Source organism: Ochrobactrum sp. AP1BH01-1, from assembly GCF_018066705.1.
GTDB lineage: Bacteria > Pseudomonadota > Alphaproteobacteria > Rhizobiales > Rhizobiaceae > Brucella.
Map to the genome: position 1 here is coordinate 112,271 of NZ_JAGPOU010000006.1, position 24,579 is coordinate 136,849.

Genomic DNA, 24,579 nt, shown 5'->3' on the forward strand with positions numbered 1-24,579 from the left:
AAAACAGGCGGGCTTTCCTCACTGGTTTCTTACATGGGGTTCGATATCCCGATATAAAACCAGTTTCGTCAAAAACCTGCGGCAGGAAGTATGATTACCTAAACCGTTTGAAAAATATTTCAATCGTTTCAAAGACTTGCGCTTGCCACAGTTTTAACCAACACTCCCTCATCGCCTCGATAGAAGGAGCATTGCATATGACTGAACGTCTTGAAGATATTGCGATTGCACTGGTGGCAGCAGGTAAAGGCATCCTCGCAGCCGATGAAAGTTCAGGCACCATCAAGAAGCGCTTTGACGCGATCAACCTCGTTTCGACGGAGGAAACGCGCCGCGATTATCGCGAGATGCTCTTCCGCGCAAACGAAGCCATGAAGAGCTATATTTCGGGCGTCATTCTGTATGATGAAACCATAAGGCAGAAGGCCAAGGACGGTACGCCGCTTGTTGAAATCATCCGCAACGCTGGCGCCGTTCCGGGCATCAAGGTCGATGCGGGCGCGAAGCCGCTTGCAGGTTTCGAGGGCGAAACCGTCACCGAAGGTCTCGACGGCCTGCGGGAACGGCTCAATGAATATTACGCACTCGGCGCACGTTTCGCCAAATGGCGCGCAGTGATTTCGATTTCCGACGGCCTGCCCACATGGGGAGCGGTTAAACAGAACGCGCAGGCTCTCGCCCGCTACGCCGCTCTCTGTCAGGAAGCAAACATCGTACCGATTGTCGAACCCGAAGTGCTGATGGACGGCAAGCCGGGCAATCACACCATCGACCGTTGTTATGGCGTGACGGAGTGGGTTCTCAAGACGGTATTTACCGAGCTCTACGATGCCCGCGTCAGGCTGGAAGGCATGATTCTGAAGCCGAACATGGTCATCGACGGCAGGAATGATCGCAAGGCTTCCGTGGAGGAAGTGGCGGAAAAGACCGTCCGCTGTTTCCGCAATACGGTTCCGGCAGCGGTTCCCGGCATCGCTTTCCTTTCCGGCGGCCAGACCGGCGAAGAAGCGACAGCCCATCTATCCGCCATGAATGCTGGCTTCGACATGCCATGGAAAATGACCTTTTCCTATGGCCGGGCCTTGCAGGCGGCGGCGCTTGAGGCATGGGGCGGCAAGGAAGAAAATATCGCAGCCGGGCAGCGGGCTTTCGCGCATCGCGCAAGGATGAACGGCCTTGCCGCAACCGGCGGCTGGAAGAAGGATATGGAAAAGGCGGCCTGACCCGCCTTTTCATCCTTCGTGGAAATGGAAGCCTACTGCCAGTGCCATGGCCAGAATGGAAATCACGCCGATTTTCCAGAAATCGCTGCGTCGCTTCAGTCCCGGCAGGCCGAACGGTTTGATGATGTGCAACCCCATCAGGAGAACCAGCAATACGGGCAGGATTTTGGTCACGACGCACCTCTCTGTCTTCTTGTGGCGCAGTCAGGCCCCTGGCGCAAGGCTTGGAAACGCCAAACCGTTCCGCCTCCTTCTTAAGTTTCATGGACGAGCCGCAACCCGGCGGCGTAAACTGCGTTTCTGGAGGAGACGAACGCGCATGGAGGAGATGGGCCGGAGGAGGCCGATCTTGCGTTTTTGTCACCGGATAATCACCACGCGACGACCGCCCTCTGTCGGGGTGGGTTTGGCGCGTGCTTCTGGGAGGAACAGCATGACTTCGAAATATGCCGAAACCTATGCCGCATGGCAGCACGATCCTGAAGGCTTCTGGGCGGATGCCGCGGCGGCAATTGACTGGTTCAAGCCGTGGGACCGGGTTTTTGCAGGCGACGAAGGCGTCTATGGCCGGTGGTATGTCGGAGCCGAATGCAATACCTGCTACAATGCGCTTGACCGCCATGTCGCCAATGGGCGCGGTGATCAGGTCGCGCTGATCTACGAAAGTCCGGTCACCGGAAAGGTGCGCAAGTTTACCTATTGCGAACTGCTGGAAGAAGTAGAGGCGCTTTCCGCCGTCATGCTCGACAATGGCGTGTCGAAAGGCGACCGTATTCTCATCTATATGCCGATGGTTCCTGAAGCAGCCGTCGCCATGCTGGCATCGGCCCGCATCGGTGCCGTCCATTCCGTCGTCTTCGGCGGATTTGCCGCCAACGAGCTTGCAACCCGCATCGACGACGCCAAGCCGGTGATGATCATCGCCGGGTCCTGCGGCATCGAACCGACGCGGGTGGTGCCCTATCAGGCCATGCTCGACAAGGCGATTTCGCTTGCGCGCCATAAGGTCAGTCATTGCATAATCCTGCAGCGCGAACAGCACCGGCACGAACCTGTGGCTGGCCGTGACATCGACTATCGCGAAGCTGTCGACGCCGCGCGTGGCCGTGCTGTGCCCTGCGTGCCAGTGGCCGCGACCGACCCGCTCTATGTACTTTACACCTCCGGCACGACCGGCGAGCCGAAAGGCGTCGTCCGCGACAATGGCGGGCATATGGTGGCGCTAGTCTGGTCCATGAAGAATGTTTTCGGTGTGGAACCCGGACAAGTATGGTGGGCGGCATCCGATGTGGGCTGGGTCGTCGGCCATTCCTATATTGTCTATGCGCCCCTGCTTCTTGGCGCGACCAGCGTCCTGTTTGAAGGCAAGCCCATCGGCACCCCGGATGCTGGCGAATATTGGCGCATTATTGAAGAACACGGCGTTGAGGTGATGTTCACCGCGCCGACCGCGCTGCGCGCCATCAAGAAGGAGGATGCGGACGGCCATTTCGTCCGCCGCCATGATCTTTCTGGTTTCCGCGCCCTTTATCTTGCGGGCGAGCGCGCCGATCCCGACACAATCCACTGGGCCGAAGACCTGCTGGGCTGTCCGGTAATCGACCATTGGTGGCAGACGGAAAGCGGCTGGCCCATGGTCGCCAATCCGCTCGGTCTCGGGCTTCTGGAAACGAGATACGGTTCGCCGGCCGTCTGTCTCCCGGGATATGATATCCGCGTGCTGGACGATGAAGGCCACGAGGTCGAGCGCGGACAGCTCGGCAATATCCTCATCAAGCTGCCGCTGCCGCCGGGCTGCCTGCCGACGCTCTGGAATGCGGACGAACGCTTCCGCAAGGCCTATCTGAACGAATTTCCGGGCTACTATAAGACCGCCGATGCGGGTTATATGGATGAGGATGGCTATCTCTATATCATGAGCCGCACCGACGATATCATCAATGTCGCCGGTCACCGCCTGTCGACAGGCGCGATGGAAGAAGTGCTTTCAAGCCATCCCGACGTTGCCGAATGCGCGGTGCTTGGCATTTCCGATCCTCTCAAGGGACAGGTTCCCTGCGGTTTCCTCGTGTTGAAATCCAATATCGACCGCGATCCGCAGGAGGTCGAGAACGAGTGTGTCAGTATGGTGCGCGACGTCATCGGCCCTGTTGCTGCCTTCCGGCTGGCGCTGACCGTAAAGCGCCTGCCGAAAACACGCTCCGGCAAGATTCTGCGTTCCACAATCCAGAAGATTGCCGACGGCGAAGAATGGAAGATGCCAGCCACGATTGATGATCCGGCTATTCTGGACGAGATCAGCACCGTTCTGCGCGAGCGTCACACTGGCCTCGCCTTCGCCTGACCTCAATCTACCGGGCTATTGACCGGCGGTTTCCGCCGGTCCACTCTCCACGCGAACTGGAGATTGACCATGCAATTAGAAGGCAAGGTGGCCATCGTCACCGGCGCGGCCCGCGGTATTGGCTATGCCATAGCAAAGCGCTTCCTGATGGATGGCGCAAGCGTCGTCCTGTCCGACATCGACAATGCTGCAGCCATGCGTGCAGCCAAGGATCTGGAGCAATTCGGTCCGGTGCGCGCAATGGCGGCTGACGTGGGCGACAAGCTCGATGTTCACAATCTCCTGACCTTCACCATTACCAATCTGGGTGAGATCGATATTCTCATCAACAATGCCGGTATCGTGCATCAGGCGGATTTTCTCGACCTCAAGGAAGAAGATTTCGACCGCGTGATGCGGGTTAATCTCAAAGGTGCGTTTCTGTGCGGACAGGCCGTGGCCAAACGCATGGTGGAACGGGTCGAATCGGGCGGCGATCCGGGCACGATCATCAACATGTCATCGATCAACGCGATCTTCGGCTTGCCGGAACAGCTCGCCTATTCCGTTTCCAAGGGCGGATTGAACCAACTGACACGCACCATGGCAGTAGCGCTCGCCCACTGGGGGATTCGCGTCAATGCGATCGGCCCCGGTTCCATCGAGACCGACATGCTTTCCGCCGTAAACACGGATGCCGACGCCCGCAACACAATCCTGTCGCGAACGCCGCTCGGGCGCATTGGTCAAGCTTCTGAAATTGCTTCGATTGCATCGTTTCTGGCATCGCGGGATGCAAGTTATGTGACTGGGCAGACTATCTATGCGGATGGCGGACGTCTGCCTCTCAGCTACACGGCGGCACCGCGCTTCAAGGCGTGACGTTGCGATCCCGTTCCATTGGGACGATAATAAAGGACGGATTTGCTCCTGACAGATAGCTGTCAGGAGGGGTGTGCGATACTGCGTATCCAAGGATGAGGGAGTTTTCACCATGGCACTCGCAATCGCACCATTGATCGCAGTTTTGAAGGAATACAAGCGCAGGCAGGACGAGCGCCGCCGGTTTATCCGCACACAGCGGGTCATCGACGGCCTGCCGAAAGACCTGCGCAAGGATCTGGGCTGGCCGGATCGCTATCTGGAACAGCGCAAAACCAGATACTGCAACGGAGACTGAAACGGAATGCGCCGTGCAGACCGCCTTTTTCAGATCGTTCAGCACCTGCGCGGTGGCAGGCTTGTCACCGCGCGCCAGCTGGCCGAGCGGCTGGAAGTCTCCGAACGCACCATCTATCGCGACATTTCCGATCTGCAGTCGACAGGCGTCCCCATCGATGGCGAAGCCGGTGTCGGCTATATCTTGCGGCAGGGTTTCGAACTGCCGCCGCTGATGTTCACGCGCGACGAAATTGTCGCCCTCGTTGCAGGGGCGCGCCTCATCCGCGCCTGGGGCGGCGTTTCCATGGCGCGCGGTGCGGAAGAGGCACTTGTCAAGATCGAAGCCGTTCTGCCGAAGGAAGAGCGCGCCCGCATCACCAGCACACAGATTCATGCGCCAACCGCTCGCATCAGCATGGACGAGCGCCGCATCATCGACGCGGTTGAGCGAGCGGTCGATCAGGGCAACGTACTCAATATCCGCTATCGCGATCTGGAATCGCGGGAAAGCGAGCGCGATATTCGTCCGCTCGGCCTCTGGTTCTGGGGCAAGGTCTGGACGGTTATCGGCTGGTGCGAATTGCGCAATGCGTTCCGCACGTTCCGCACCGACCGCATCGTGGAGGCGAACAATGCAGGCCGGGTATTCCGGGCCGAACGCGGCAAGACGCTGGCGGATTTCTACCGCCTCATGGAATTGAGCGAATATAACGCCTTCAAGGACTGAGTACCTCCCAAGACGAAAAGAAAAAGCCCGGCTGCTAAAGCCGGGCTTTTTGGCATTTCGATAAAGCGATTTCTCGTCCAGACTATTCTTCTTCGTCTTCGTCCGGGGTCGAGCTCTTGAGCGAGGAGAGCTTGGCGAAAACCTTGTCCGCATCGAGTTCGTCTTCCGCCGGCTGCTCGTCACGATAGTCATAATTCTCGGTCGCGGAAGCTGGCAGCAAGGTGCTGTCCGTTTCCGGCGTGGCCGGGCGATTGCGCGAAGCGCGTTCGACTTCGATGTCGAGATCGATCTGCGAGCAGAGACCGAGCGTAACCGGGTCCATCGCCGTCAGATTTGCCGAGTTCCAGTGCGTGCGATTGCGAATCTGCTCGATGGTCGACTTGGTCGTGCCGATCAGGCGGGAAATCTGCGCATCCTTCAGTTCAGGATGATTGCGAACCAGCCAGAGAATCGCATTCGGGCGGTCTTGGCGCTTGGAAAGCGGCGTGTAGCGTGGTCCCTTGCGCTTGGCTTCAGGAACGCGAACCTTGGGCTCGGAAAGCTTCAGGCGATAATAGGGGTCTTTTTCGCCCTTCGCGATTTCTTCACGCGAAATCTGGCCAGTGATGACCGGGTCAAGACCCTTGATACCCTGCGAAGCTTCACCGTCGGCAATAGCCTTCACTTCCAGCGGGTGCAGCTTGCAGAAAGCGGCAATCTGGTCAAAGGACAGGGCCGTGTTATCGACAAGCCAAACGGCCGTTGCCTTCGGCATAAGAAGCTGGGTGGCCATTAGATATAATCCTTCTGTTCGTCCGCTCCGGTGGCGCGGGACGTGGGCAAAACCACAATTTCCGGGAAATCACGGCCTATATATAGTTTTTTTGTCGCCAGAGCAAGAATGGGTCTGTGCCTAGGCGATATCGAGTACGATCTTGCCGATGTGCCTGCCCTCCTCCATGCGCTCATGCGCGCGCCAGGCGTCTTTCAGCGAAAAGATCATGTCCATCACCGGCGCAACGCGGCGCTGCGCCAGAAGCGGCCAGACCTTGGCCTCCAGTTCCCGCGCGATGCCGGCCTTGAAATCGACCGGTCTTGAACGCAGCGTGGAGCCGGTATGGGTCAGGCGCTTGGTCATCAGCAGCGCAAAATTGGCCGTGGATTTCGCACCATTGAGAAAGGCGATCTGCACGATGCGGCCATCCTCGGCCGCAGCCTTGTAATTGCGATCGACATAATCACCGCCGACCATATCGAGAATCACATCGGCACCTCTGCCTCCCGTCACTTCCTTGACGACCTCGACAAAATTTTCTTCCCGATAATTGACGGCGCGATCTGCCCCCAGTTTCACGCAGGCGTCGCACTTTTCCTTCGAGCCTACAGTCGCAATGACAGTCGCTCCGAACGCCTTGGCGAGCTGAATGGCTGTCGTGCCGATCCCCGACGAGCCGCCGTGAACCAGAAACGTCTCCCCCTTCTTCAACCCGCCGCGTTCGAACACATTGTGCCAGACAGTGAAGAAAGTCTCCGGGATCGCCGCCGCTTCGATGTAGCCATAGCCGGAAGGCAGGGGCAGCGCATTGGTTTCATGCACGACGGCATATTCGGCGTAACCACCGCCGGCCAGCAATGCGACGACCTGATCGCCGATCTTGTAACGCTTCACCCCGCCGCCCACGGCAACGATATCACCGGCAATCTCCAGCCCCGGAATATCCGACGCGCCGGGCGGCGGTGCATATTGTCCCAGCCGCTGCAAAACATCCGGTCGGTTGACCCCTGCGGCACGAACCCGCACCAGAACTTCATTTTCCCTCGGTTCCGGCACCGAGCGCTGAACAGGGCGAAGCATATGGGGTCCGCCCGGTTCGGAGATTTCGATAGCGGTCATCTGGGAAGGCAGGTCGGCCATCATGTTCAAAACTCCATTCAGATTTCGTGCCCTACGCTATGGGCAGTTGCCGGTCAGCATCGTCGCACAAATGCCGCATGACGGATGCAAGACATCGCGTTAGGGAAATCGTCATCGATTTTCCCAAATATATATGCGACGATTCAAGGTGTTAAATCTTTTCTGAGCCATCATTGACCACGGAGGACGGCTATGAGCGGTTTCGATGATGAGGTGCCAAAGCCCCGCAACAGCGTGGTGCTAAGCGAGGAGGAACTGTCGCTGCTGTCGGTCACGGAGATCGACCAGCATATTGCCCTGCTGCAATCCGAAATAGAGCGATTGAAAGCTGCACGCCTGAAGAAGGGCGACAGCCGTGCAGCGGCAGAAGCACTGTTTCGATAGCGAAGATTTCTCCAGCGGAAATGGTTGCCGGAGCAAAGTCTCCGGAACCATTTCCGAATGAAACCTTTAGGAACATAGTCACTGATCGCAAGGGGCGCTCAGCTGCATTGACCGCCCAGCTCCAAATTGCGGGAATAGAATTTTGCGCATTTACATTCAGGTTCTGGCCCTCCTCTGCGGCACAGCCTTCCTCCTTATCGCTTCGGGACTTCATGGTCTTCTGCTGCCACTGCGTGGCGGCGCGGAAGGTTTTTCGGTCGCATCGCTCGGTATGCTCGGAACAACCTGGGCCGGTGGGTTCGTTGCCGGTTGCCTATTCGCGCCGCGCCTGGTGCGCCGCGTCGGCCATGTACGGGCATTCGGCTGTTTTGCCGCATCGGCTGCGATCATTGCCCTGCTTTCCGGTGTCTTCGTCGATGCAACGATCTGGGTGATCCTGCGCGCCTTCACCGGCTTTTCCATGGCCGGCGCCTTCATGGTCATCGAAAGCTGGCTGAATGAGCGTGCAACCAACGAATCGCGCGGCAAGATTTTCGGCATGTACATGATGGTCAACTACGGAGCCACCATGTCCGGGCAGATGCTGGTGGCTGCAGGCGATGTGCGCTCCGATCATCTGTTCATGATAAGCGGCATCTTCTTCTGTCTGGCCCTTATCCCGACCGCGATTTCCACCGCTGTCAGCCCCAAACCCCTGACGGAAGTGCAACTTGATCTCAAGGCGCTCTATAATAATTCGCCCGCCGCCTTTGTCGGCTGCATCCTTATTGGCATTGCCAATGGCGCATGGGGAACGCTTGGCGCTGTGTTCGGTGCCAAATCCGGCATATCGACGACCGAAATCGCCTTGATGGTCAGCGTCACAATTGCAGCGGGCGCCTTGATGCAGATTCCGATCGGCCGCATTTCCGATCTGGTCGACCGGCGTTTCGTGCTGGCAAGCGTGGCGGCACTGGCGGCTCTGGTTGGTCTCATCGCCTTCCTCGTCGCGCCTTCCAGCGGCCCCGTCATTATCGCCATGACCGGCTGCTACGGCGCACTCGCCTATGCGCTCTATCCTGTTGCGGTCGCCCATGCGAATGATCACGCGACATCGGAAAGCTTTGTGAAAGTATCGAGCGGACTTTTGCTGCTGTACGGTTTCGGCACAATGCTCGGGCCGCTTTTGGCGGCGGCGGCCATGGATATTTTCTGGCCGTCCGGCCTCTTCGCCATCACTATGCTCGCGCATATTTCCATCACTGGCTACGCGCTGTTCCGTTCCCGCAGGCGCGCTTCGGTTCCGAAGGAGGACAAGGACCAGTTCATGAGCATGCCGTCAGAACGCGGCGCCACGCCGGAAGCGCTGAACCTTGACCCGAGAGCTGAAATGGAAAGCTGATCTGCTCGTAGAAAGACGCTATGAACAATCGATTTTAAATAATTACAACAATATGTTCGGCGGCTGTGACACAGCCGCCAAGACTGCAATCCAGCGTCTTCACCCGTAGATTGAGGGTCCCTGCCAGCAGTAGAGTTTGCGGAACACCTCAAATAAGAAACCCGCGGCTCGTCAGACCCGGTCTGTTTCTATCTCGATGGCTGGAGGCGCCTTACCGAACCGCGATCAAAGCGGGGTTTTCCTTTTCAGTGACGTGTTACCTGGGATCTCAGTTTTTCGATCTGGTCCTTGAGCATGAGCTTCTTGCGCTTGAGAGATGCAACATGCAGGTCGTCCATTGCCGGTGACGCTAGGGCTTCGGAAATTTCCTGTTCCAGAGCGCCGTGCTTCTTTTCGAGCGTGGCAAGATGGGACTCGATAGCCATCATCAGATCTCCTTTGGTTGATTTCCCTGATTTACGGAACAACGTGGAACTCGTTTGCCCGCTATCCCGCCATTCAACCTGCATGAGCGCCCGGCACACCTCCTGTATTTCCGGGCCAAACACGCAGTCCCGGCTGCCAAGGATGCGGTATTGTTTGTCGCCTTCGACAGCCGCGTCCATGACAGAACCATGACAGTTTGGCATGAGTTTGATGCAAAGTCGATTTTGTCGTGGTAGCATTTTCCTGACGCGAAAAATGTGATAAGGGCTTCGCCGGAAACGGGCTGACGCCGCACCTTTTTATGGTTTGGCGCGGCCCGTAAAACTATTCAACAGAACGGGGCACCGCATGTCCGATCAGGAACAGGCCGAAATCAGGTTGGCCGTCGCACGACTGAAACAGGAACACGCGGATTTTGATGCTGCCATAAACGCCATGATAGCGGTTGGCTGCGACCAATTGCGCGTCCAGCGCATGAAGAAGAAAAAGCTCGCAATCAAGGACAAGCTGCAGGAGATGGAAGATCGGGTCATCCCCGACATCATCGCCTGAATATCCATAGCGATCCATGACAGAGCCGGGGTTTGCCCGGCTCTCTCATTTTAACATCACCCTAGACATGTACGAAAGAAGCGGAGCAGGAAGATCAATGAGCGTTACTGCCGATGTCGCCATCATCATGGGAAGCCAGTCCGACTGGGAAACCATGCGCCATGCAGCGGACACACTCGAAGCACTCGGCATTTCCTTCGATGCCCGGATTGTTTCCGCGCATCGCACCCCTGATCGGCTCGTTGCCTTTGCCAAGGGGGCCAAGGCGGAAGGCTTCAAGGTCGTCATCGCGGGCGCGGGCGGCGCGGCTCACCTGCCGGGCATGACAGCAGCCATGACACCTCTGCCTGTCTTCGGCGTCCCGGTTCAGTCCAAGGCGCTTTCAGGCCAGGACTCGCTTCTTTCCATCGTGCAGATGCCAGCCGGTATTCCTGTCGGCACGCTGGCGATCGGCCGCGCCGGTGCGGTCAATGCCGCACTGCTCGCCGCAGCCGTTCTGGCGCTTTATGACGACGCACTCGCAGCCCGCCTCGATGATTGGCGCACGGCGCAGACGGAAAGCGTGGCGGAACGCCCTTCGAACGAGGCCTGATATGAACAATTCCGTACTGAAGCCCGGTGCAACCATCGGCATCATCGGCGGCGGCCAACTCGGACGGATGCTTGCCATGGCCGCAGCGCGGCTCGGCTTTGAAACCGTAATCCTGGAGCCGCAGGCCGATTGCCCGGCGGCACAAGTCGCCAATCGCCAGATCGTCGCGGCCTATGACGATCCGAAGGCGCTTGCGGAACTTGCCGCAGCTTCCGATGTCATTACCTACGAATTCGAGAACGTGCCGGTGAGCGCCGCCGACAGGCTGGCCGAAACGGCTCTGGTCTTGCCACCGCCCGCGGCACTCGAAGTCTCGCAGGATCGCTTCACGGAAAAACAGTTCCTCAACGAAAGTGATATCGAAACGGCTCCCTGGCGCCTCGTGGATGACGAGGAAACCCTGATCGCGGCTCTGGGAGCCCTTGGAGAGCGCGGCATCCTCAAGACGCGGCGTCTGGGCTATGATGGCAAGGGACAGGTCCGCCTGACATCCCTCGACGAGAGCGAAGCCCACAAGGCAATTCTTGCAATCAATCGAGCGCCTGCAATCCTCGAAGGCTTCATCGATTTCGAGCGGGAAGTCTCGGTGATCGCAGCGCGTGATCGCAACGGCAACATCGCAATCTTCGATATCGCCGAAAACGTACACAAGGACGGAATCCTTGCCACCTCGACGGTACCGGCTGTCATTTCCGAAAGCACCGCGGAAGCTGCCCGCAAAGCCGCTACAAAGCTTTTGAATGCGCTTGATTATGTCGGCGTGCTGGGGCTCGAATTCTTCGTCCTGAAGGACGGCATATTGCTGGCAAATGAGTTTGCCCCGCGTGTCCATAACTCCGGCCACTGGACGGAAGCGGCCTGTGCCATTTCGCAGTTTGAACAGCACATTCGCGCCGTTGCCGGATTGCCCTTGGGCAACACCGACCGCCATTCCGATTGCGTGATGGAAAATCTTATCGGCAATGACGTCGACAAGGTGCCGGCGATTCTCTCTGAAGAGAACGCCGTGCTGCATCTTTACGGCAAAAAGGAAGCACGTCCGGGCCGCAAGATGGGGCATGTGACGCGCATCCAGCCTCGCAAGAAATAATGTTCCTCGGGAATCCTGCCGATTCCCGAGGAATCTTTTACCACCCGCCAAGAATTTCAGCTCCAGCGCCCTGAATCTGCCGCTCAGGAGTTGACATTTGCCTGAAACCTTGTGTATTTCGGCCAACCCTTCGGGCATCTAACAGTGCCTGTAACCAATTGGCGCCTCGGGCGCCTGTTTTTATGAAGCCCCGCGGCATCTGCACGTCAACGGGCCAACAAGACCGGTGATTGACATGAAGATCAAGAACTCGCTTAAAGCGCTTAAGGCCCGTCATCGCGACTGCCAGTTGGTCCGCCGCAAGGGCCGCGTATACATCATCAATAAGACTGCCCCGCGCTACAAGGCTCGTCAGGGCTAATCTTATTTCTGATTTTGCATTTGACGTTTCGCTGCGCATGATAAAATCTATGCGCATGCGGAACGTTTTTGCATGTCTGATTTCTTTTTCTGTGATCGCGTCACTGGGCACGATGCCTTTGGCTTATGCCGAAGCAGCGCCCGATAAAATCCCGCTTACGGCGCCGCTGACGCCCGTTCAGACCGGCCCGGACAGCGATCAGAAACCAGCGCCCGAAAAGCCGGCACCGGCTGCAGCCGAAACACCGGAAGAGCGTCTCGACAAGCTCTTTGCCGATCTTCGCCGTACAACGGATGAAGCCAAGGCGCGGCGCATTGGCTCGCAGATCAATACGCTCTGGTCGCAGTCGGGCAGCGCCACGGTCGATCTTCTGATGCAATGGGCGAACACGGCGATGCTTGAGCAGCGCTATCCTTCGGCTATCGACTTCCTGAACGAGGCTATTGCACTCGACCCGGAATATGCGGAGGCCTGGAACCGCCGCGCTACAGTCTATTTTCTGCAAAAAGATTATGCCCATGCCATGTACGACATCAATCGTACGCTGGAGCTGGAACCTCGCCATTATGGCGCTTTGACCGGTATGGCAGCCATCTTGCGCCTGCGTGGGCTCAAGGAACAGGCGCTGAAAGCCTATGAACAGGCTTTGATCGTTTATCCGATGATGCGCGACGCACAGAAGAACTTCAATGATCTGGCTGACGAACTGACCGACACGCGGACTTAGAACCGCTTCGCACCCGTCCGCGAAACATTCTCGAAATTCATAATGACCAAAACAAAACGCGCCCGAAGGAGCGCGTTTTTAGATGCCGTCTGCCATGACTGGTTGAGATTCTGGCTGTGACGAGTCGAAAATGGTGGGGTTTGAGAACCGGAAGCGCAAAATAACGCCATTTGCAGGCCGTCACGGCCGGAATTTTACAAGATAACCCGACCTGATGAAATCAGATCGGGTTATTCCTATTCTTACGCATTATCCGACGCAAAACCGCTCCGCACTTTTGCTGGAAATGCTTTAAATGCCTGATTTTCCATCTGGCCCTATATAAGCGATGCGCAGCATGTTGGTTGCGCCGGGCGTTCCGAACGGAACACCGGCGGTGATGATGACGCGGTCGCCTGCCTTGCCAAACTCCTCGTGGAAGACGATTTCGCAGGCGTGGTTGACCATGTCTTCAAGATCATGCGCATCGGCGGTCACAACGCAATGGAGGCCCCAAACGAGCGACAGCTTGCGGGCGGTATCGACGACTGGCGACAGGGCGATGATCGGCGTGCGCGGACGCTCGCGGGCAGCGCGCAGGCCGGTCGTGCCGGAAGCAGTATAGGTGACGATGGCTGAAAGCTTCAGCGTTTCCGCGATCTGGCGTGCAGCAAGCGAGATTGCATCGGCGCCCGTCGGCTCCGGTGCTGCGCGCTGCGCATCGATGATCGTCGAATAGGTCGGCTCCTTTTCCACCTGCTCCGCAATGCGGTTCATGGTGGCGACGGCTTCAACCGGATACTGGCCCGAGGCTGATTCCGCCGAAAGCATGATCGCATCGGCGCCTTCGAATACGGCGGTTGCAACGTCCGACACTTCGGCGCGTGTCGGGACAGGAGCCGTGATCATCGATTCCAGCATCTGCGTGGCGACAACGACCGGCTTGCCGGCGCGGCGTGCTTTGCGGGTGATCTGCTTCTGAATGCCCGGAACGCTTTCGAGCGGCATTTCAACGCCAAGATCGCCGCGCGCGACCATTAATGCGTCGGAAAGCTCGATGATTTCATCAAGGCGCGTTACAGCCTGCGGCTTCTCGATCTTCGACATCAGGCCGACCTTGCCGCGCGAAACCTTGCGCACTTCGGCCAGATCTTCGGGACGCTGGATGAAGGAAAGCGCAACCCAGTCAATCTCTTCCTTCAGAACGGCATCGAGGTCCTTGCGGTCCTTTTCCGTGAGCGCGCCGACGCCAAGCGTCGTATCCGGAAGGCTGACGCCCTTGCGATCCGAAATGCGCGTTCCGGAAATCACCTTGCAGCGGATCGACTTGCCGTCGCTTGCTTCGGCAACCAGATGCAGCTTTCCGTCGTCGATCAGCAGGCGATGGCCCGGCTCGACAGCTTCAAGAATTTCGGGATGCGGAAGATAGACGCGGGTTTCGTCGCCCGGCGCTTCATTATTGTCGAGGGTGAAGGTCTGGCCGGGAACGAGATCGACCTTGCCAGCTTTGAACTTACCGACGCGCAGCTTGGGGCCCTGGAGGTCGGCGAGGATGCCGATCGGGCGGCCCAGTTCCTTTTCCACATTGCGGATGCGCTTGACGAGGGTGCGCATCAGGTCATGATCGGCATGACTCATATTGATGCGGAACACATCCGCGCCTGCCTCAAACAGCTTGCGGATGACGGCTTCCTCGCCCGACGCCGGACCTAGCGTGGCGAGAATCTTGACCTTGCGGTTGCGCTTCATTGACTATTCGTTCCTGTAACGGTGGGATTTTGGGTCGGCGTTTCATCGGTAAGCTGAACCATCCAGCTCGATTGTTCCCCGGTGTCGTATTCCTGGAAGCCGTTGCGCTGGAAACCGCGCGCAAAGCAATCCTGGACGCCAGTAATACGGAATTCTTTTTCGGCCACACACATATTGACCTTGCCCTCCCAGCGCCCGCCTCCCTGGGCATCTTCGGCATAGAGGTAATAATAGCGTGAAGAAAGCGGGCCTTCGAGCAGCGTTTTGCAGGCAGCGCCTTCGATATGCCACCAGCCTTCAGTCACCCAGCCGGTCTTGGCCCGGTAGCCGATGGCCACACCGACCAGATTCTGGGTCGCATTGCATACGCGGAAGTCGGCGCGCGCCTCTATGGATGTCATACCCAGCGCACTCAGCAGCACTCCGGCAAACAAAGCTAGAGATAGTGGAAATCGCATTCGCCGAACCCCTTCAGCCCGCTATCGCTTTTATGTTGTACGAATTGCATCGCACCTGAAACCCGGTTTCCGGGTCGCTCTCTTTTCGGCAGTTTCGCCTTTGATGTCAACGCAGTCCGGTAGAGAACAGGTGCTCCAGGCCCAAGAATGATCATTGCAATCCGGGCTTTCTCATGACAGACGTGAAACAGCTTCCCTTAGACCACAGAAATAATTCCCGTCGGCCCCTCCCCAACGAGCTTTGGGATTTTGCTCCATGCTGCATCAATCCGCGTCACCATTTTCTCCCCTGCATGAGATTAACGGCGATTTCAGCCTCGGCCTTCTTTTCACTGCCGATCATGCCCGCCGCGACGTTCCTGCCGAATATGGCACGCTTGGTTTGCAGGAAAGTGAATTCGACCGCCATATCGCCTATGACATCGGCGTCGAGAATTTGACGCGCGGGCTTGCCAGCCGCCTGAACGCGCCAGCGGTTCTCGGAGGTTTTTCGCGTCTGCTGATTGATCCCAATCGCGGAGAGGATGATCCGACGCTCATCATGCAATTATCCGACGGCGCGGTCATTTCGGGCAATTATCCGATGTCGGCGGGCGAGCGCGAGGAACGTCTTGAACGCTTCTATCGTCCCTATCACAATGCGGTTGCACGGGCGAGCGAGCGCGTGGCTGCGGAAAGCGGTGGGGGCCCCTTCATCGTTTCGATCCATTCCTTCACGCCACGCTGGAAGGACAAGCCCCGCCCCTGGCAGATCGGCCTTCTGTGGGACAAGGATGATCGCGCCGTGAAACCGCTTCTGTCATTGTTGCGCGAAAATCCCGGTCTTATCGTCGGCGACAACGAGCCTTACGATGGTGCACTCAAGAATGATGCCATGTACCGGCATGCGACGGCGAAGGGCTTCGCCCATGTCCTGATCGAAGTGCGGCAGGACCTGATTGCCGATGACAAGGGAACTGCGGAATGGGCCGACAGGCTGGCTCCGATGATCGCGCATATCAATACGCTTCCAGACATCCACACTGTCCGGCATTTCGGATCGCGCGCCGATCGCATTGGATAACAGGGCTGTCAGGAGAGGCTTTGCCCGCTATCCACAGGGCTTGACCCGTCAAACCGGCTCGTGCATCGAAAAAGGCTCTTAATTTTGCCTGCGACTCGCGGGAAAAACGGTCCAGACTTTCGATAAGCGGTTCTCGCGCAATGCGCATCCGCACCATCATAGACTTTGAATTGGAGAACTCCTCGTGAGCGACGACATTACCAGCGAAGCCCAAACGATTGCTGTCGGCCAGTTGCGCGCTTTCATCGAGCGCATCGAGCGCCTGGAAGAAGAAAAAAAGACCATCGGCGACGATATCAAGGAAGTTTACGCGGAATTGAAGGGTTCGGGGTTTGACAGCAAGGTCGTGAGGACCATTATTCGTCTGCGTAAAAAAGAAGACCATGAACGTCAGGAAGAAGAAGCCATGCTGCAGCTCTATATGGATGCGCTTGGCATGAGCTGATATCGGCTCTCGCGGCCGCCTTCTCCTGAAATCGTAACCCGGCGGATCGCCCGCGATCCGCGCTCGAAGGAAGGGGATAGGGTCCATGGAGTTCAGGAAGCTCGGACGTAGTGAACTCAACGTTTCGCCGTTGTGCTTTGGCGGCAATGTATTCGGATGGACGGTCGATGAAGCGACATCCTTTTCGCTTCTCGACCGTTTTGTCGATGCCGGATTCAATTTCATCGACACGGCGGATGTCTATTCCGCCTGGGCGCCCGGAAATGTGGGCGGCGAGTCCGAGACCATTATCGGCAATTGGCTGAAATCGCGCGGCCTGCGTGACAAGGTCGTTATTGCCACCAAGGTCGGCTCGGAAATGGGCCCTGACGAGAAGGGTCTTGCCCCAGCCTATATCCGCAAGGCGGTCGATGCCTCCCTCAAACGGCTTCAGACGGATTATATCGATCTTTACCAGTCCCACTGGGACGATCCCGCAACACCGTTTGAAGACGTGCTCGGCACTTATAAGGAACTGATCGAGGCGGGCAAGGTACGCGCCATCGGTGCGTCCAATCTCGCGCCTGAAAGGCTGACCGAGGCACTGGAAGTCGCCCGGACCAACAACCTGCCGCGCTATGAGAGCCTGCAACCGCTTTATAATCTCTATGACCGCGCGGATTTCGAAAACGGGCTGGAGGAGATCTGCCGCGACAACCAGCTCGGCGCCATTCCCTATTACGCACTGGCAGCCGGTTTCCTCACCGGCAAATACCGTTCCGCTGACGATCTGGCACAAAGTGCGCGCGGCAAGTCGGTCGAGAAATACCTGACGGATCGGGGGTCGCGGATCATTGCTGCACTCGACGACGTGGCTCGCAATCTCGATGTCACGCCTGCGCAGGTCGCAATCGCGTGGCTGATCGCGCAGCCATCAGTCACAGCGCCCATCGCAAGCGCCACGCGCTCGGCCCAGCTCGGTGAATTGATCGCCGCAGCAGAGCTGAAGCTCAGCGACGATGAAATCGCCCTGCTGAACAAGGCGAGCAGTTAAATTTCAAGGCATCTAAAGCATTTCCAGCAAAAGTGCGCAGCGGTTTTGCGTAGGATAATGCGACAAAACAGATAGTTAGAGCGGTTCCGCTTTAACCGGAACCGCTCTAAGGGTAGCCCTACCCTTCGATCTCCTCGCGCAGCATTTCCAGTTCCAGCCATTCTTCTTCCATGGCCGCATTTTCTGAGCGTTTTTTCTCAAGAAGATCGGCAGTCTTGCCGAACAACGCCGGGTCCTTGGCATAAAGCTGCGGATCGGCAAGCTTCCCTTCCAGCACTGCGATTTCCTTTGCTAACGCATCCATTTTGCCGGGCAGTGTTTCAAGCGCGAATTTCTGCTTGTAGGAGAGCTTGCGCTTTTCCTCACGCTTGGGCTGGGATGCGTCCTCTTCCGGCTTCTCGTCACCTCGGGCGCTTGGTGCCTTGATAGAGCGCCGGTTGAGCGCCTGTTCCTTGCGCTGCGCCATCATATCGGCGTAGCCGCCCGCATATTCGAGCCAGCGCCCGTCACCTTCCGGCGCAATGACCGAAGTAACGGTGCGGTCCAGAAAATCGCGGTCGTGGCTGACCAGAATGACTGTGCCCGGAAAACCGGCGACCAGCTCCTGCAGCAGATCGAGCGTTTCCATATCGAGATCGTTGGTCGGCTCGTCGAGGATAAGCAGGTTGGCGGGGCGCGCCAGAACGCGGGCCAGCATCAGGCGGGCGCGTTCACCTCCGGAAAGCTCGCGAATGGGTGTGCGCGCCTGTTCAGGCTGGAACAGAAAGTCCTTCATATAGGATACGACATGCCGCTGCTCGCCATTCACGACAAGGCTTTCTCCGCGCCCGTCCGTCAGATAATGCGCCAGCGTCTCGTCCAGATTGAGGCTTTCGCGCTTCTGGTCGAGTTCTGCCATTTCGAGATTGACGCCGAGCCGCAAGGTTCCGGAATCCGGTTCAAGCTTGCCAGTCAGAAGCGACAAAAGCGTCGTTTTCCCGGCACCGTTGGGACCAACAAGACCGATACGATCGCCGCGCTGCACGCGGATCGAAAAATCCTTGACCAGCACGCGCTCGCCATAGGCCTTGCTCAGCCCCTTGGCTTCGATCACCAGCTTGCCGGATTCCTTGGCGTCACTTGCCGCCAGAACCGCGGTTCCCTGCGCCTTGCGGTGGTTGCGGAAATCGGCGCGCATGGAATGCAATTCACCAAGGCGGCGCATGTTGCGCTTGCGGCGCGCCGTGACGCCGTAACGCAGCCAGTGTTCTTCACGGGCAATCTGGCGCCCCAGCTTGTGGTGATCGCGCTCTTCTTCTTCCAGAACCTTGTCACGCCATTCCTCGAAATGAGCAAAGCCTTGTTCCAGACGACGCGTGATGCCGCGATCAAGCCAGACAGTCGCCCGGCTGACATTTTCCAGAAAGCGCCGGTCATGCGAGATGAGAACAATGGCCGAGCGAATCTGGCGAAGCTCGCCTTCCAGCCATTCGATCGTCGTAAGATCGAGATGGTTGGTCGGCTCGTCCAGTAACAGCACATCAGGCTGCGGCGCGATCACCCGCGCAAGCGCGGCGCGCCGCGCTTCGCCGCCGGAAAGATGATCCGGCTTCTCCCCACCGGTCAGCCCCAGATGTTCGAGAAGATAGGTGACGCGGTGGGGATCGTCGGTCGGCCCCAGCCCGGCTTCCACATAGGCGCGCACATTGGCGAAGCCGTCCATGTCCGGCACCTGCGGCAGATAGCGCACGGTTGCACCCGGATGTTTGAAAACCTCGCCCGATGTCGCCTCCACCATACCGGCGGCAATCTTGAGCAGGGTGGACTTACCCGACCCGTTGCGTCCGACCAGTGCAATACGGTCGCCTTCGCTCACCGAAAGGCTGGCATCCTCCAGAAGCGGCGTGCCTCCGAAGGTGAGCTTGATCTGGTCGAGGCGAAGGAGTGGTGGTGCCATGGTTCTCTTCGATAAACAGGATTGAAAATTCCGCCCTGCTTGTCCGCGACAAAAGCCGTTCTGTCAAATGGAACGCACGAAAAGTCCCGCTAAAAACAAACAGGCCGGGTTTCCCCGGCCTGTCCGTAAACTTGCTTGCCCGCTATTACTGGCCCAGAAATTACTGGCAGGGTGCTTCGTAGATGCGGCCATACGGGTCGCGGTAACGGCAATACTGCACGCCATTGCGGGTCTGGGCTGCACCAAGCAGCGTACCAGCCACAGCACCGATAGCAGCACCGGTCAGAGCGCCGCGGCCGTTGCCGCCGATTGCGCCGCCAGCGAGAGCGCCGAGCGCTGCGCCGCCGACGCCATAACCGGCCGTGCGCTGTTCGTTGGTCGTGCATGCGGCTGTCGAGAACGCAAGCACGCCAGCAACTGCAATCATCGTAAGACGCGATTTCATTGGAACATCTCCTACAGGGTTGAACTAATCACCGACCTTGCGTCCCCAATTTCGGCGCTTAAGCAGATGACACCCGCTTGACCCATTTACAATACGTTTCGTTTGCCAGCGTCAAGCTCTTTCAATTGGTAAGGTTAGCAGCCCGCAATGGGGGAAGCCGCCATCTCCAAGTTGGCTACAAGTATCGCGAGGCCAGAACGCGCAGTAATGCGAAGTGTTCCGCGAACAATGTTGGAAACCGTCCATGAAGAGCCGAACGGAAGGGTCACATTATCTAACGGCCACTCTGCATTCGTGATCGAAAGGCCTTCCACTGTGCTGAAATTGATGACGCTGAAGGGCGTTCCATTAGGAAAGTCGTAAATATAATCTCCAGGCGGCAGGGGCCATGCTTCCTCCGCTCCGCTGGAGAGCATGATCTCCCGTCCGCGCGCTGCCTGCGCCGTCGCCATGGTGAGATGCTGTAGCGTGTGATCGGTCCGCTGCCCCCCGAAGGCCCCGCAAAGAATGACCCGTGTCGCGCCCCGCACATAGGCTTCCTCGAAAGCAAGCTCCCCGTCTGTCATATCCTTGGCCGATGGAAATCGTTTCTGCGGTACGTGTCGATATTGCGCCTGCAATTCGGCAGAGGCCGAATCGAAGTCACCCAGCCACAGTTCCGGTTCCACGCCGAGCGCCGCAGCATGACGGATACCGCTATCGGCAGCGAGAATGCGCGCACCTGCAATTTGGCGTTTCAGGCGATCAGTCACGGTCAGATCGCCGCCGAGGAGAATGACGAATGTGCTCATAAGCCGCTCATAACACGGGCAAATCCGCGCCGGAAGCCACATTCACTGCCGCGCCGGTCCCTTGCTCTTCCCGTCCTGAAAGATTATTGTCCCAGTCGCTCTAACGGGGTGCCATCCGCTTTGCTGATGGCTGAGAGGTCCAAAGAGCATTTCCAGCAAAAGTGTGAAACGGTTTTGCGTCCGGAAATGCTGAATAAAACGGCCAACCCGCTGAACCTGATCCGGTTTGCACCGGCGGAGGGATTAGATGCTCCATAAAACGGCGCTCAATCCTCTTGTAGTAAAAGAAAGGAAGTGCCGTGATGCGGCTTTTATCTTTGCTGGCCTTTTCATTTTCCGCTGCCATCGCTTTCACGCCTTCGGCTCAGGCGAAAGACAAGCTCACCGTCTATACCTATGACAGCTTCGTTTCCGAATGGGGGCCCGGCCCGAACGTGAAGGAAAACTTCGAAAAGGAATGCAACTGCGAAGTTGACTGGATTGCATCCGCCGACGGCGTTGCCCTGCTAAACCGCCTCAAGCTCGAAGGCAGCAACACCAAGGCCGATATCGTCCTCGGCCTCGATACCAACCTGACGACCGAAGCACGCGCTACCGGTTTCTTCGCCCCGAGCGGCATCGACCAGAACAACGTGAGCGTTCCGGGCGGCTTCAAGGACGATATTTTCGTTCCCTATGATTACGGTTATTTTGCCGTGGTCTACGATTCCGAAAAGCTGCCCAACCCGCCCAAAAGCCTGAAGGAACTGGTCGAAGGCGATTCGTCCCAGAAGATCGTACTGCAAGATCCCCGCACTTCGACACCGGGGCTCGGCATGCTGCTCTGGATGAAATCGGTCTATGGCGACGAGGCGGAAGCCGCCTGGCAGAAATTGCAGAAGCGCATTCTCACCGTTACCCCCGGCTGGTCGGAAGCCTACGGACTTTTCACCAAGGGCGAAGCCCCGATGGTGCTGTCCTATACGACGTCTCCCGCCTATCACATGATCGCGGAAAAGACGGATCGTTATAAGGCTCTGGCCTATCCGGAAGGCAATTATCTCCAGATCGAGCTGGCCGCCCAGACCACAACCGGCGCAAAAAATCCCCTGGCGCAAAAATTTCTGGCTTTCATGACTGGCCCAGGCTTTCAGGATGTCATTCCTGAAACCAACTGGATGTACCCGGCGGGCAAGATTTCCGCCGCACTTCCTGCCGCTTTCGATGCTCTCCCGAAGCCGGAAAAGACCCTGCTCATTCCATCCGACGAAGTGGCCAGAAATCGCAAGTCCTGGGTCGATGAATGGCTGGCCGCAACGAGCAGATGACCGCGCATCCGGCGCGGCGCCAACCTGATGTCACACCCGCGATGAAACCCGTCGCGGGTGTGCTGGCACTTGTCTTTCTGTTCGTGCTTGCCGGCGGCGCGCTTGCGGCCCTTGCCTTCGAGGCCGACAGCAGCGGTTTCGACGCTGCCGCCAATCTCGACACCTATCTGTGGCGGGTGGCGCGCTTCACCATATTGCAGGCAATCGCGTCGAGCCTGCTTTCGGTGCTGTTTGCGGTTCCGGTCGCCCGCGCGCTTTATGCCGAAGCAAATTTTCCGGGTCGCGGGCTGATCCTGCGCCTGTTCGCCCTGCCGCTTGCCCTGCCCGCCCTCGTCGCAGTTCTGGGCGTTACCGGCATCTATGGCCGTAACGGTCTCGTTGCTCATCTATCGGAAGCAGCTGGTCACCCCTTCCAGCCCGACATTTACGGCATCACCGGTATATTGATCGCGCATGTCTTCTTCAACATGCCGCTAGCCGTCCGTCTCATTCTGGCAGCTTACGATTCGATCCCGACCGATTACTGGAAGCTTGCCGCACAGCTCGGCATGGGCAATGGGGCACGTTTCCGCCTCATCGAATGGCCTGTGATCCGGCGCAATCTGCCGGGCATGATCGGTCTCATCTTCATGCTCTGCGTGACGAGTTTCACGACCGTCCTGACGCTCGGCGGCGGCCCCCGCGCCACCACGCTGGAAGTCGCGATCTACCAGAGCCTGCATTTCGATTTCGATCCGGGCGGCGCCGTTGCGCTCACCTTCACCCAGCTTGCGCTGACATTGCTTGTTCTTCTGGCCCTGCGGCTGACCGGCAGGCCATCCGAAGAAGGCTTCACGCATGCAGCAACCCTGCGGCGCTATGGCAAGACGTCCGCAGCTGAAAGGGTTTTTAACATCATCGTCATCGCGGCAGGCTTCCTCTATGTCGCCCTGCCGGTGGCAGGCGTTGTTGTTTCCGGTCTCGCTGCCGATTTCGGCCGGTTGTTGACCGAAGCGCCGGTCTGGCGCGCCATTGGCACCAGTCTTTCTCTCGGTTTTTCGGCAGCACTTCTCTCGGTCATTCTGTCACTGGCACTCGTCTCTGCCCGCGAGGCGTTAAAAAAACGCAGGCTGGCCAATATTTTCGACACCGGCGCGAGCCTCATCCTTGTCATGCCGCCGATTGTAATCGGCGCGGGCTGGTTCATCCTGCTCCGCCGTTTTACCGACCCTTTCACGGCGGCGCCCTTCATGGTCGTCACCGTAAATGCCGCCATGGCGATGCCTTTTGCCGTGCGCCTTCTCCGGCCCGCATGGGATACGGCGGCCAGCCGCCACAACCGGCTTTGCGCGCAGTTGGGCATTCACAGCCTCAATCGTTTCCGGCTCATCGACTGGCCTTCGATCCGGCGTCCCGCTAGCATGGCCTTTGCTTTCGCCATGGCGCTTTCTCTTGGCGACCTCGGCACGATTGCCCTTTTCGGCAGTGACGCGCTTTTGACGCTCCCCTATCTCCTCTTGCAGCGCATGGGCAGCTATCGCACATTCGATGCCGCCGGACTGGGACTCATTCTGGGGCTCCTCTGCCTCGCATTGATGATGATCGCAGATCGCGCATCCCGAAAGGAAACGCCTTCTCTATGAATGCCCCGATGGACCCCCTTGCCGAAATCCGCCTCGATGACGTTCATTTCAGTTATGGCGAAACCGCCATGCATTTCGATGCGGCGATAAAAGGCGGTGTCATTGCTGCCATTGTCGGGCCAAGCGGTTCGGGCAAGTCAACGCTTCTCAACCTGATTGCCGGTTTTGAATTTCCGCAATCGGGCAGCATCCTCATTGGAGGCGCAGATGTAACCGCGCTCTCGCCTGCAGACCGGCCCGTCTCGATGGTGTTTCAGGAAAACAACCTGTTCGCCCACCTGACCGTCGAACAGAATGTCGGCCTCGGGCGCTCCCCGAACCTCAGGCTCACCGCGCAAGACCGGGCAGACATTGCAACCGCCCTTTCACGAGTGGGGCTGACCGGCAAGGAACAGCGCAAGCCGGAAGCATTATCCGGCGGCGAACGCCAGCGTGTGGCGATTGCCCGCGCACTGATCCGACAACGGCCCGTTTTGCTCCTTGATGAAGCCTTTGCCTCGCTTGGCCCGGCACTGCGACACCAGATGCTGGATCTGGTGAAAGAGCTTCAGCTCGAAACCGGAATGACCGTGCTGATGGTGACCCACACACCCGAAGATGCGCTCTATCTCGATGCAGTGTTGCTTTTTCTCGACAGTGGCAGGATTTCCGCCATCGGCCCCGCAGCTCAACTGCTTTCACCGACTGGACCGGAAGCACTGCGGCACTATATCGGCGAAAAGCGCAGTTTGGGGTCGGGCCTCAAATAGAGTTACGGTTGCGGACATATTTTGTTCGCAATCAACCGGAAGAACCGGCTACAGATTCTTGTGCGCTTTCAGGTCTGTGGCTAGATTTGTCCCGGATCATCCATTCTGATTCAGAAGCGAGGATAAAATACTGTTCCGTCAATCGACCCGTTCCCGGGCCT

27 protein-coding genes and 1 riboswitch are annotated in these 24,579 nt (G+C 58.1%); of the genes, 18 read left to right on the forward strand and 9 right to left on the reverse strand.

What is annotated here, in order from left to right; all coding sequences use genetic code 11:
• Positions 1-197 precede the first annotated feature (197 nt).
• On the forward strand, positions 198-1,223 hold the full coding sequence (locus J9800_RS20305) for a class I fructose-bisphosphate aldolase (protein ID WP_114216909.1): 1,026 nt from the start codon (positions 198-200) through the stop codon (positions 1,221-1,223).
• Between the two features lie 9 nt (positions 1,224-1,232).
• Here the strand turns inward: J9800_RS20305 and J9800_RS20310 are convergent, their stop codons facing one another.
• The gene (locus J9800_RS20310; protein ID WP_286167637.1) at positions 1,233-1,427 is read right to left on the reverse strand and encodes a hypothetical protein; all 195 of its coding nucleotides are present in this window, start codon (positions 1,425-1,427) and stop codon (positions 1,233-1,235) included.
• Positions 1,428-1,656: 229 nt separating this feature from the next.
• Here J9800_RS20310 and J9800_RS20315 point away from each other — a divergent pair, with 229 nt between their 5' ends.
• The 4 genes from J9800_RS20315 to J9800_RS20330 all read left to right on the forward strand — a co-directional run bounded on the left by J9800_RS20315 (position 1,657) and on the right by J9800_RS20330 (position 5,434).
• The gene (locus tag J9800_RS20315) at positions 1,657-3,567 is read left to right on the forward strand and encodes a propionyl-CoA synthetase (protein WP_114216910.1); all 1,911 of its coding nucleotides are present in this window, start codon (positions 1,657-1,659) and stop codon (positions 3,565-3,567) included.
• A gap of 69 nt (positions 3,568-3,636) precedes the next feature.
• Complete coding sequence (locus J9800_RS20320; RefSeq protein ID WP_114216911.1) at positions 3,637-4,428, forward strand: SDR family NAD(P)-dependent oxidoreductase; 792 nt, start codon at positions 3,637-3,639, stop codon at positions 4,426-4,428.
• Between the two features lie 112 nt (positions 4,429-4,540).
• Positions 4,541-4,726 carry a hypothetical protein gene (locus J9800_RS20325; RefSeq protein WP_112591363.1) on the forward strand — a complete coding sequence of 62 codons (186 nt, stop codon included), beginning with the start codon at positions 4,541-4,543 and terminating at the stop codon, positions 4,724-4,726.
• A 6-nt stretch (positions 4,727-4,732) separates the two neighbouring features.
• Positions 4,733-5,434 (forward strand): helix-turn-helix transcriptional regulator, encoded by a 702-nt coding sequence (locus J9800_RS20330; protein ID WP_112591361.1) that lies wholly within the window; start codon positions 4,733-4,735, stop codon positions 5,432-5,434.
• An 82-nt stretch (positions 5,435-5,516) separates the two neighbouring features.
• Here the strand turns inward: J9800_RS20330 and J9800_RS20335 are convergent, their stop codons facing one another.
• Entirely contained in the window at positions 5,517-6,206 is a 690-nt protein-coding gene (locus tag J9800_RS20335; protein WP_112591359.1) for a DUF1013 domain-containing protein, read from the reverse strand.
• Between the two features lie 120 nt (positions 6,207-6,326).
• Complete coding sequence (locus J9800_RS20340) at positions 6,327-7,331, reverse strand: NAD(P)H-quinone oxidoreductase (protein WP_114216912.1); 1,005 nt, start codon at positions 7,329-7,331, stop codon at positions 6,327-6,329.
• A gap of 189 nt (positions 7,332-7,520) precedes the next feature.
• Between J9800_RS20340 and J9800_RS20345 the strand changes: the two genes are divergently transcribed.
• Together J9800_RS20345 and J9800_RS20350 are read left to right on the forward strand one after the other, a co-directional pair.
• Entirely contained in the window at positions 7,521-7,712 is a 192-nt protein-coding gene (locus J9800_RS20345; protein WP_112591355.1) for a DUF1192 family protein, read from the forward strand.
• Between the two features lie 142 nt (positions 7,713-7,854).
• Complete coding sequence (locus tag J9800_RS20350) at positions 7,855-9,093, forward strand: MFS transporter (protein ID WP_112591353.1); 1,239 nt, start codon at positions 7,855-7,857, stop codon at positions 9,091-9,093.
• 245 nt (positions 9,094-9,338) lie between these two features.
• On the opposite strand, the gene J9800_RS20355 is transcribed toward J9800_RS20350, so the two are convergent.
• Positions 9,339-9,521 (reverse strand): YdcH family protein, encoded by a 183-nt coding sequence (locus J9800_RS20355; protein WP_021588029.1) that lies wholly within the window; start codon positions 9,519-9,521, stop codon positions 9,339-9,341.
• Positions 9,522-9,867: 346 nt separating this feature from the next.
• Here J9800_RS20355 and J9800_RS20360 point away from each other — a divergent pair, with 346 nt between their 5' ends.
• The 5 genes from J9800_RS20360 to J9800_RS20380 all read left to right on the forward strand — a co-directional run bounded on the left by J9800_RS20360 (position 9,868) and on the right by J9800_RS20380 (position 12,841).
• Entirely contained in the window at positions 9,868-10,071 is a 204-nt protein-coding gene (locus tag J9800_RS20360) for a YdcH family protein (protein WP_006471281.1), read from the forward strand.
• Positions 10,072-10,168: 97 nt separating this feature from the next.
• Positions 10,169-10,663: a 5-(carboxyamino)imidazole ribonucleotide mutase gene (purE, locus tag J9800_RS20365; protein ID WP_114216913.1), complete on the forward strand. Its 495-nt coding sequence runs from the start codon at positions 10,169-10,171 to the stop codon at positions 10,661-10,663.
• 1 nt (position 10,664) lies between these two features.
• Complete coding sequence (locus J9800_RS20370) at positions 10,665-11,753, forward strand: 5-(carboxyamino)imidazole ribonucleotide synthase (protein ID WP_114216914.1); 1,089 nt, start codon at positions 10,665-10,667, stop codon at positions 11,751-11,753.
• Positions 11,754-11,988: 235 nt separating this feature from the next.
• On the forward strand, positions 11,989-12,114 hold the full coding sequence (ykgO, locus tag J9800_RS20375) for a type B 50S ribosomal protein L36 (protein WP_006467766.1): 126 nt from the start codon (positions 11,989-11,991) through the stop codon (positions 12,112-12,114).
• A 37-nt stretch (positions 12,115-12,151) separates the two neighbouring features.
• Positions 12,152-12,841, forward strand: a complete 690-nt coding sequence (locus J9800_RS20380; RefSeq protein WP_114216916.1) for a tetratricopeptide repeat protein — start codon at positions 12,152-12,154, stop codon at positions 12,839-12,841.
• Positions 12,842-13,132: 291 nt separating this feature from the next.
• Here J9800_RS20380 and pyk read toward each other — a convergent pair whose 3' ends face one another.
• Positions 13,133-14,569: a pyruvate kinase gene (gene pyk / locus J9800_RS20385; RefSeq protein WP_114216917.1), complete on the reverse strand. Its 1,437-nt coding sequence runs from the start codon at positions 14,567-14,569 to the stop codon at positions 13,133-13,135.
• Complete coding sequence (locus J9800_RS20390; RefSeq protein ID WP_112591340.1) at positions 14,566-15,027, reverse strand: DUF1036 domain-containing protein; 462 nt, start codon at positions 15,025-15,027, stop codon at positions 14,566-14,568. The genes pyk and J9800_RS20390 overlap by 4 nt, the downstream gene beginning before the upstream one ends.
• A gap of 256 nt (positions 15,028-15,283) precedes the next feature.
• Between J9800_RS20390 and J9800_RS20395 the strand changes: the two genes are divergently transcribed.
• The 3 genes from J9800_RS20395 (at position 15,284) to J9800_RS20405 (ending at position 17,568) form a co-directional block, all read left to right on the forward strand.
• Positions 15,284-16,090 (forward strand): N-formylglutamate amidohydrolase, encoded by an 807-nt coding sequence (locus J9800_RS20395; protein WP_114216918.1) that lies wholly within the window; start codon positions 15,284-15,286, stop codon positions 16,088-16,090.
• A gap of 184 nt (positions 16,091-16,274) precedes the next feature.
• The gene (locus J9800_RS20400) at positions 16,275-16,535 is read left to right on the forward strand and encodes a DUF2312 domain-containing protein (protein ID WP_002964837.1); all 261 of its coding nucleotides are present in this window, start codon (positions 16,275-16,277) and stop codon (positions 16,533-16,535) included.
• Positions 16,536-16,620: 85 nt separating this feature from the next.
• Positions 16,621-17,568, forward strand: a complete 948-nt coding sequence (locus J9800_RS20405; RefSeq protein WP_210845918.1) for an aldo/keto reductase — start codon at positions 16,621-16,623, stop codon at positions 17,566-17,568.
• Positions 17,569-17,686: 118 nt separating this feature from the next.
• Here the strand turns inward: J9800_RS20405 and J9800_RS20410 are convergent, their stop codons facing one another.
• From J9800_RS20410 to J9800_RS20420, 3 genes are all read right to left on the reverse strand, one after another.
• Positions 17,687-19,504 carry an ABC-F family ATP-binding cassette domain-containing protein gene (locus tag J9800_RS20410; protein ID WP_114216920.1) on the reverse strand — a complete coding sequence of 606 codons (1,818 nt, stop codon included), beginning with the start codon at positions 19,502-19,504 and terminating at the stop codon, positions 17,687-17,689.
• 160 nt (positions 19,505-19,664) lie between these two features.
• Positions 19,665-19,949, reverse strand: a complete 285-nt coding sequence (locus J9800_RS20415) for a YMGG-like glycine zipper-containing protein (RefSeq protein ID WP_112591332.1) — start codon at positions 19,947-19,949, stop codon at positions 19,665-19,667.
• Between the two features lie 134 nt (positions 19,950-20,083).
• The gene (locus tag J9800_RS20420) at positions 20,084-20,740 is read right to left on the reverse strand and encodes a thiamine diphosphokinase (protein ID WP_112591330.1); all 657 of its coding nucleotides are present in this window, start codon (positions 20,738-20,740) and stop codon (positions 20,084-20,086) included.
• 94 nt (positions 20,741-20,834) lie between these two features.
• Positions 20,835-21,000, forward strand: a riboswitch (TPP riboswitch).
• Positions 21,001-21,042: 42 nt separating this feature from the next.
• Between J9800_RS20420 and thiB the strand changes: the two genes are divergently transcribed.
• Genes thiB through thiQ form a run of 3 tightly spaced genes read left to right on the forward strand, consistent with a single transcriptional unit; the run spans position 21,043 to position 24,418 of the window.
• Positions 21,043-22,047 (forward strand): thiamine ABC transporter substrate binding subunit, encoded by a 1,005-nt coding sequence (thiB, locus tag J9800_RS20425; RefSeq protein ID WP_114216921.1) that lies wholly within the window; start codon positions 21,043-21,045, stop codon positions 22,045-22,047.
• Positions 22,044-23,669: a thiamine/thiamine pyrophosphate ABC transporter permease ThiP gene (thiP, locus tag J9800_RS20430; RefSeq protein ID WP_114216993.1), complete on the forward strand. Its 1,626-nt coding sequence runs from the start codon at positions 22,044-22,046 to the stop codon at positions 23,667-23,669. The genes thiB and thiP overlap by 4 nt, the downstream gene beginning before the upstream one ends.
• 8 nt (positions 23,670-23,677) lie before the next feature.
• On the forward strand, positions 23,678-24,418 hold the full coding sequence (thiQ, locus tag J9800_RS20435; protein WP_114216994.1) for a thiamine ABC transporter ATP-binding protein: 741 nt from the start codon (positions 23,678-23,680) through the stop codon (positions 24,416-24,418).
• Positions 24,419-24,579: the final 161 nt, after the last annotated feature.

What these genes read in the sequence shown, in the direction of transcription:
- J9800_RS20370 (WP_114216914.1), top strand. Translation starts at nt 10,665, where the DNA reads ATGAACAATTCCGTACTGAAGCCCGGTGCAACCATCGGCATCATCGGC.
- J9800_RS20390 (WP_112591340.1), bottom strand. Translation starts at nt 15,027, where the DNA reads ATGCGATTTCCACTATCTCTAGCTTTGTTTGCCGGAGTGCTGCTGAGT.
- J9800_RS20315 (WP_114216910.1), top strand. Translation starts at nt 1,657, where the DNA reads ATGACTTCGAAATATGCCGAAACCTATGCCGCATGGCAGCACGATCCT.
- thiB (WP_114216921.1), top strand. Translation starts at nt 21,043, where the DNA reads ATGCGGCTTTTATCTTTGCTGGCCTTTTCATTTTCCGCTGCCATCGCT.
- J9800_RS20325 (WP_112591363.1), top strand. Translation starts at nt 4,541, where the DNA reads ATGGCACTCGCAATCGCACCATTGATCGCAGTTTTGAAGGAATACAAG.
- J9800_RS20355 (WP_021588029.1), bottom strand. Translation starts at nt 9,521, where the DNA reads ATGATGGCTATCGAGTCCCATCTTGCCACGCTCGAAAAGAAGCACGGC.
- J9800_RS20380 (WP_114216916.1), top strand. Translation starts at nt 12,152, where the DNA reads ATGATAAAATCTATGCGCATGCGGAACGTTTTTGCATGTCTGATTTCT.
- purE (WP_114216913.1), top strand. Translation starts at nt 10,169, where the DNA reads ATGAGCGTTACTGCCGATGTCGCCATCATCATGGGAAGCCAGTCCGAC.
- J9800_RS20305 (WP_114216909.1), top strand. Translation starts at nt 198, where the DNA reads ATGACTGAACGTCTTGAAGATATTGCGATTGCACTGGTGGCAGCAGGT.
- pyk (WP_114216917.1), bottom strand. Translation starts at nt 14,569, where the DNA reads ATGAAGCGCAACCGCAAGGTCAAGATTCTCGCCACGCTAGGTCCGGCG.
- thiQ (WP_114216994.1), top strand. Translation starts at nt 23,678, where the DNA reads ATGGACCCCCTTGCCGAAATCCGCCTCGATGACGTTCATTTCAGTTAT.
- thiP (WP_114216993.1), top strand. Translation starts at nt 22,044, where the DNA reads ATGACCGCGCATCCGGCGCGGCGCCAACCTGATGTCACACCCGCGATG.
- J9800_RS20395 (WP_114216918.1), top strand. Translation starts at nt 15,284, where the DNA reads ATGCTGCATCAATCCGCGTCACCATTTTCTCCCCTGCATGAGATTAAC.
- J9800_RS20360 (WP_006471281.1), top strand. Translation starts at nt 9,868, where the DNA reads ATGTCCGATCAGGAACAGGCCGAAATCAGGTTGGCCGTCGCACGACTG.
- J9800_RS20320 (WP_114216911.1), top strand. Translation starts at nt 3,637, where the DNA reads ATGCAATTAGAAGGCAAGGTGGCCATCGTCACCGGCGCGGCCCGCGGT.
- J9800_RS20345 (WP_112591355.1), top strand. Translation starts at nt 7,521, where the DNA reads ATGAGCGGTTTCGATGATGAGGTGCCAAAGCCCCGCAACAGCGTGGTG.
- J9800_RS20410 (WP_114216920.1), bottom strand. Translation starts at nt 19,504, where the DNA reads ATGGCACCACCACTCCTTCGCCTCGACCAGATCAAGCTCACCTTCGGA.
- J9800_RS20420 (WP_112591330.1), bottom strand. Translation starts at nt 20,740, where the DNA reads ATGAGCACATTCGTCATTCTCCTCGGCGGCGATCTGACCGTGACTGAT.
- ykgO (WP_006467766.1), top strand. Translation starts at nt 11,989, where the DNA reads ATGAAGATCAAGAACTCGCTTAAAGCGCTTAAGGCCCGTCATCGCGAC.
- J9800_RS20335 (WP_112591359.1), bottom strand. Translation starts at nt 6,206, where the DNA reads ATGGCCACCCAGCTTCTTATGCCGAAGGCAACGGCCGTTTGGCTTGTC.
- J9800_RS20405 (WP_210845918.1), top strand. Translation starts at nt 16,621, where the DNA reads ATGGAGTTCAGGAAGCTCGGACGTAGTGAACTCAACGTTTCGCCGTTG.
- J9800_RS20330 (WP_112591361.1), top strand. Translation starts at nt 4,733, where the DNA reads ATGCGCCGTGCAGACCGCCTTTTTCAGATCGTTCAGCACCTGCGCGGT.
- J9800_RS20340 (WP_114216912.1), bottom strand. Translation starts at nt 7,331, where the DNA reads ATGATGGCCGACCTGCCTTCCCAGATGACCGCTATCGAAATCTCCGAA.
- J9800_RS20415 (WP_112591332.1), bottom strand. Translation starts at nt 19,949, where the DNA reads ATGAAATCGCGTCTTACGATGATTGCAGTTGCTGGCGTGCTTGCGTTC.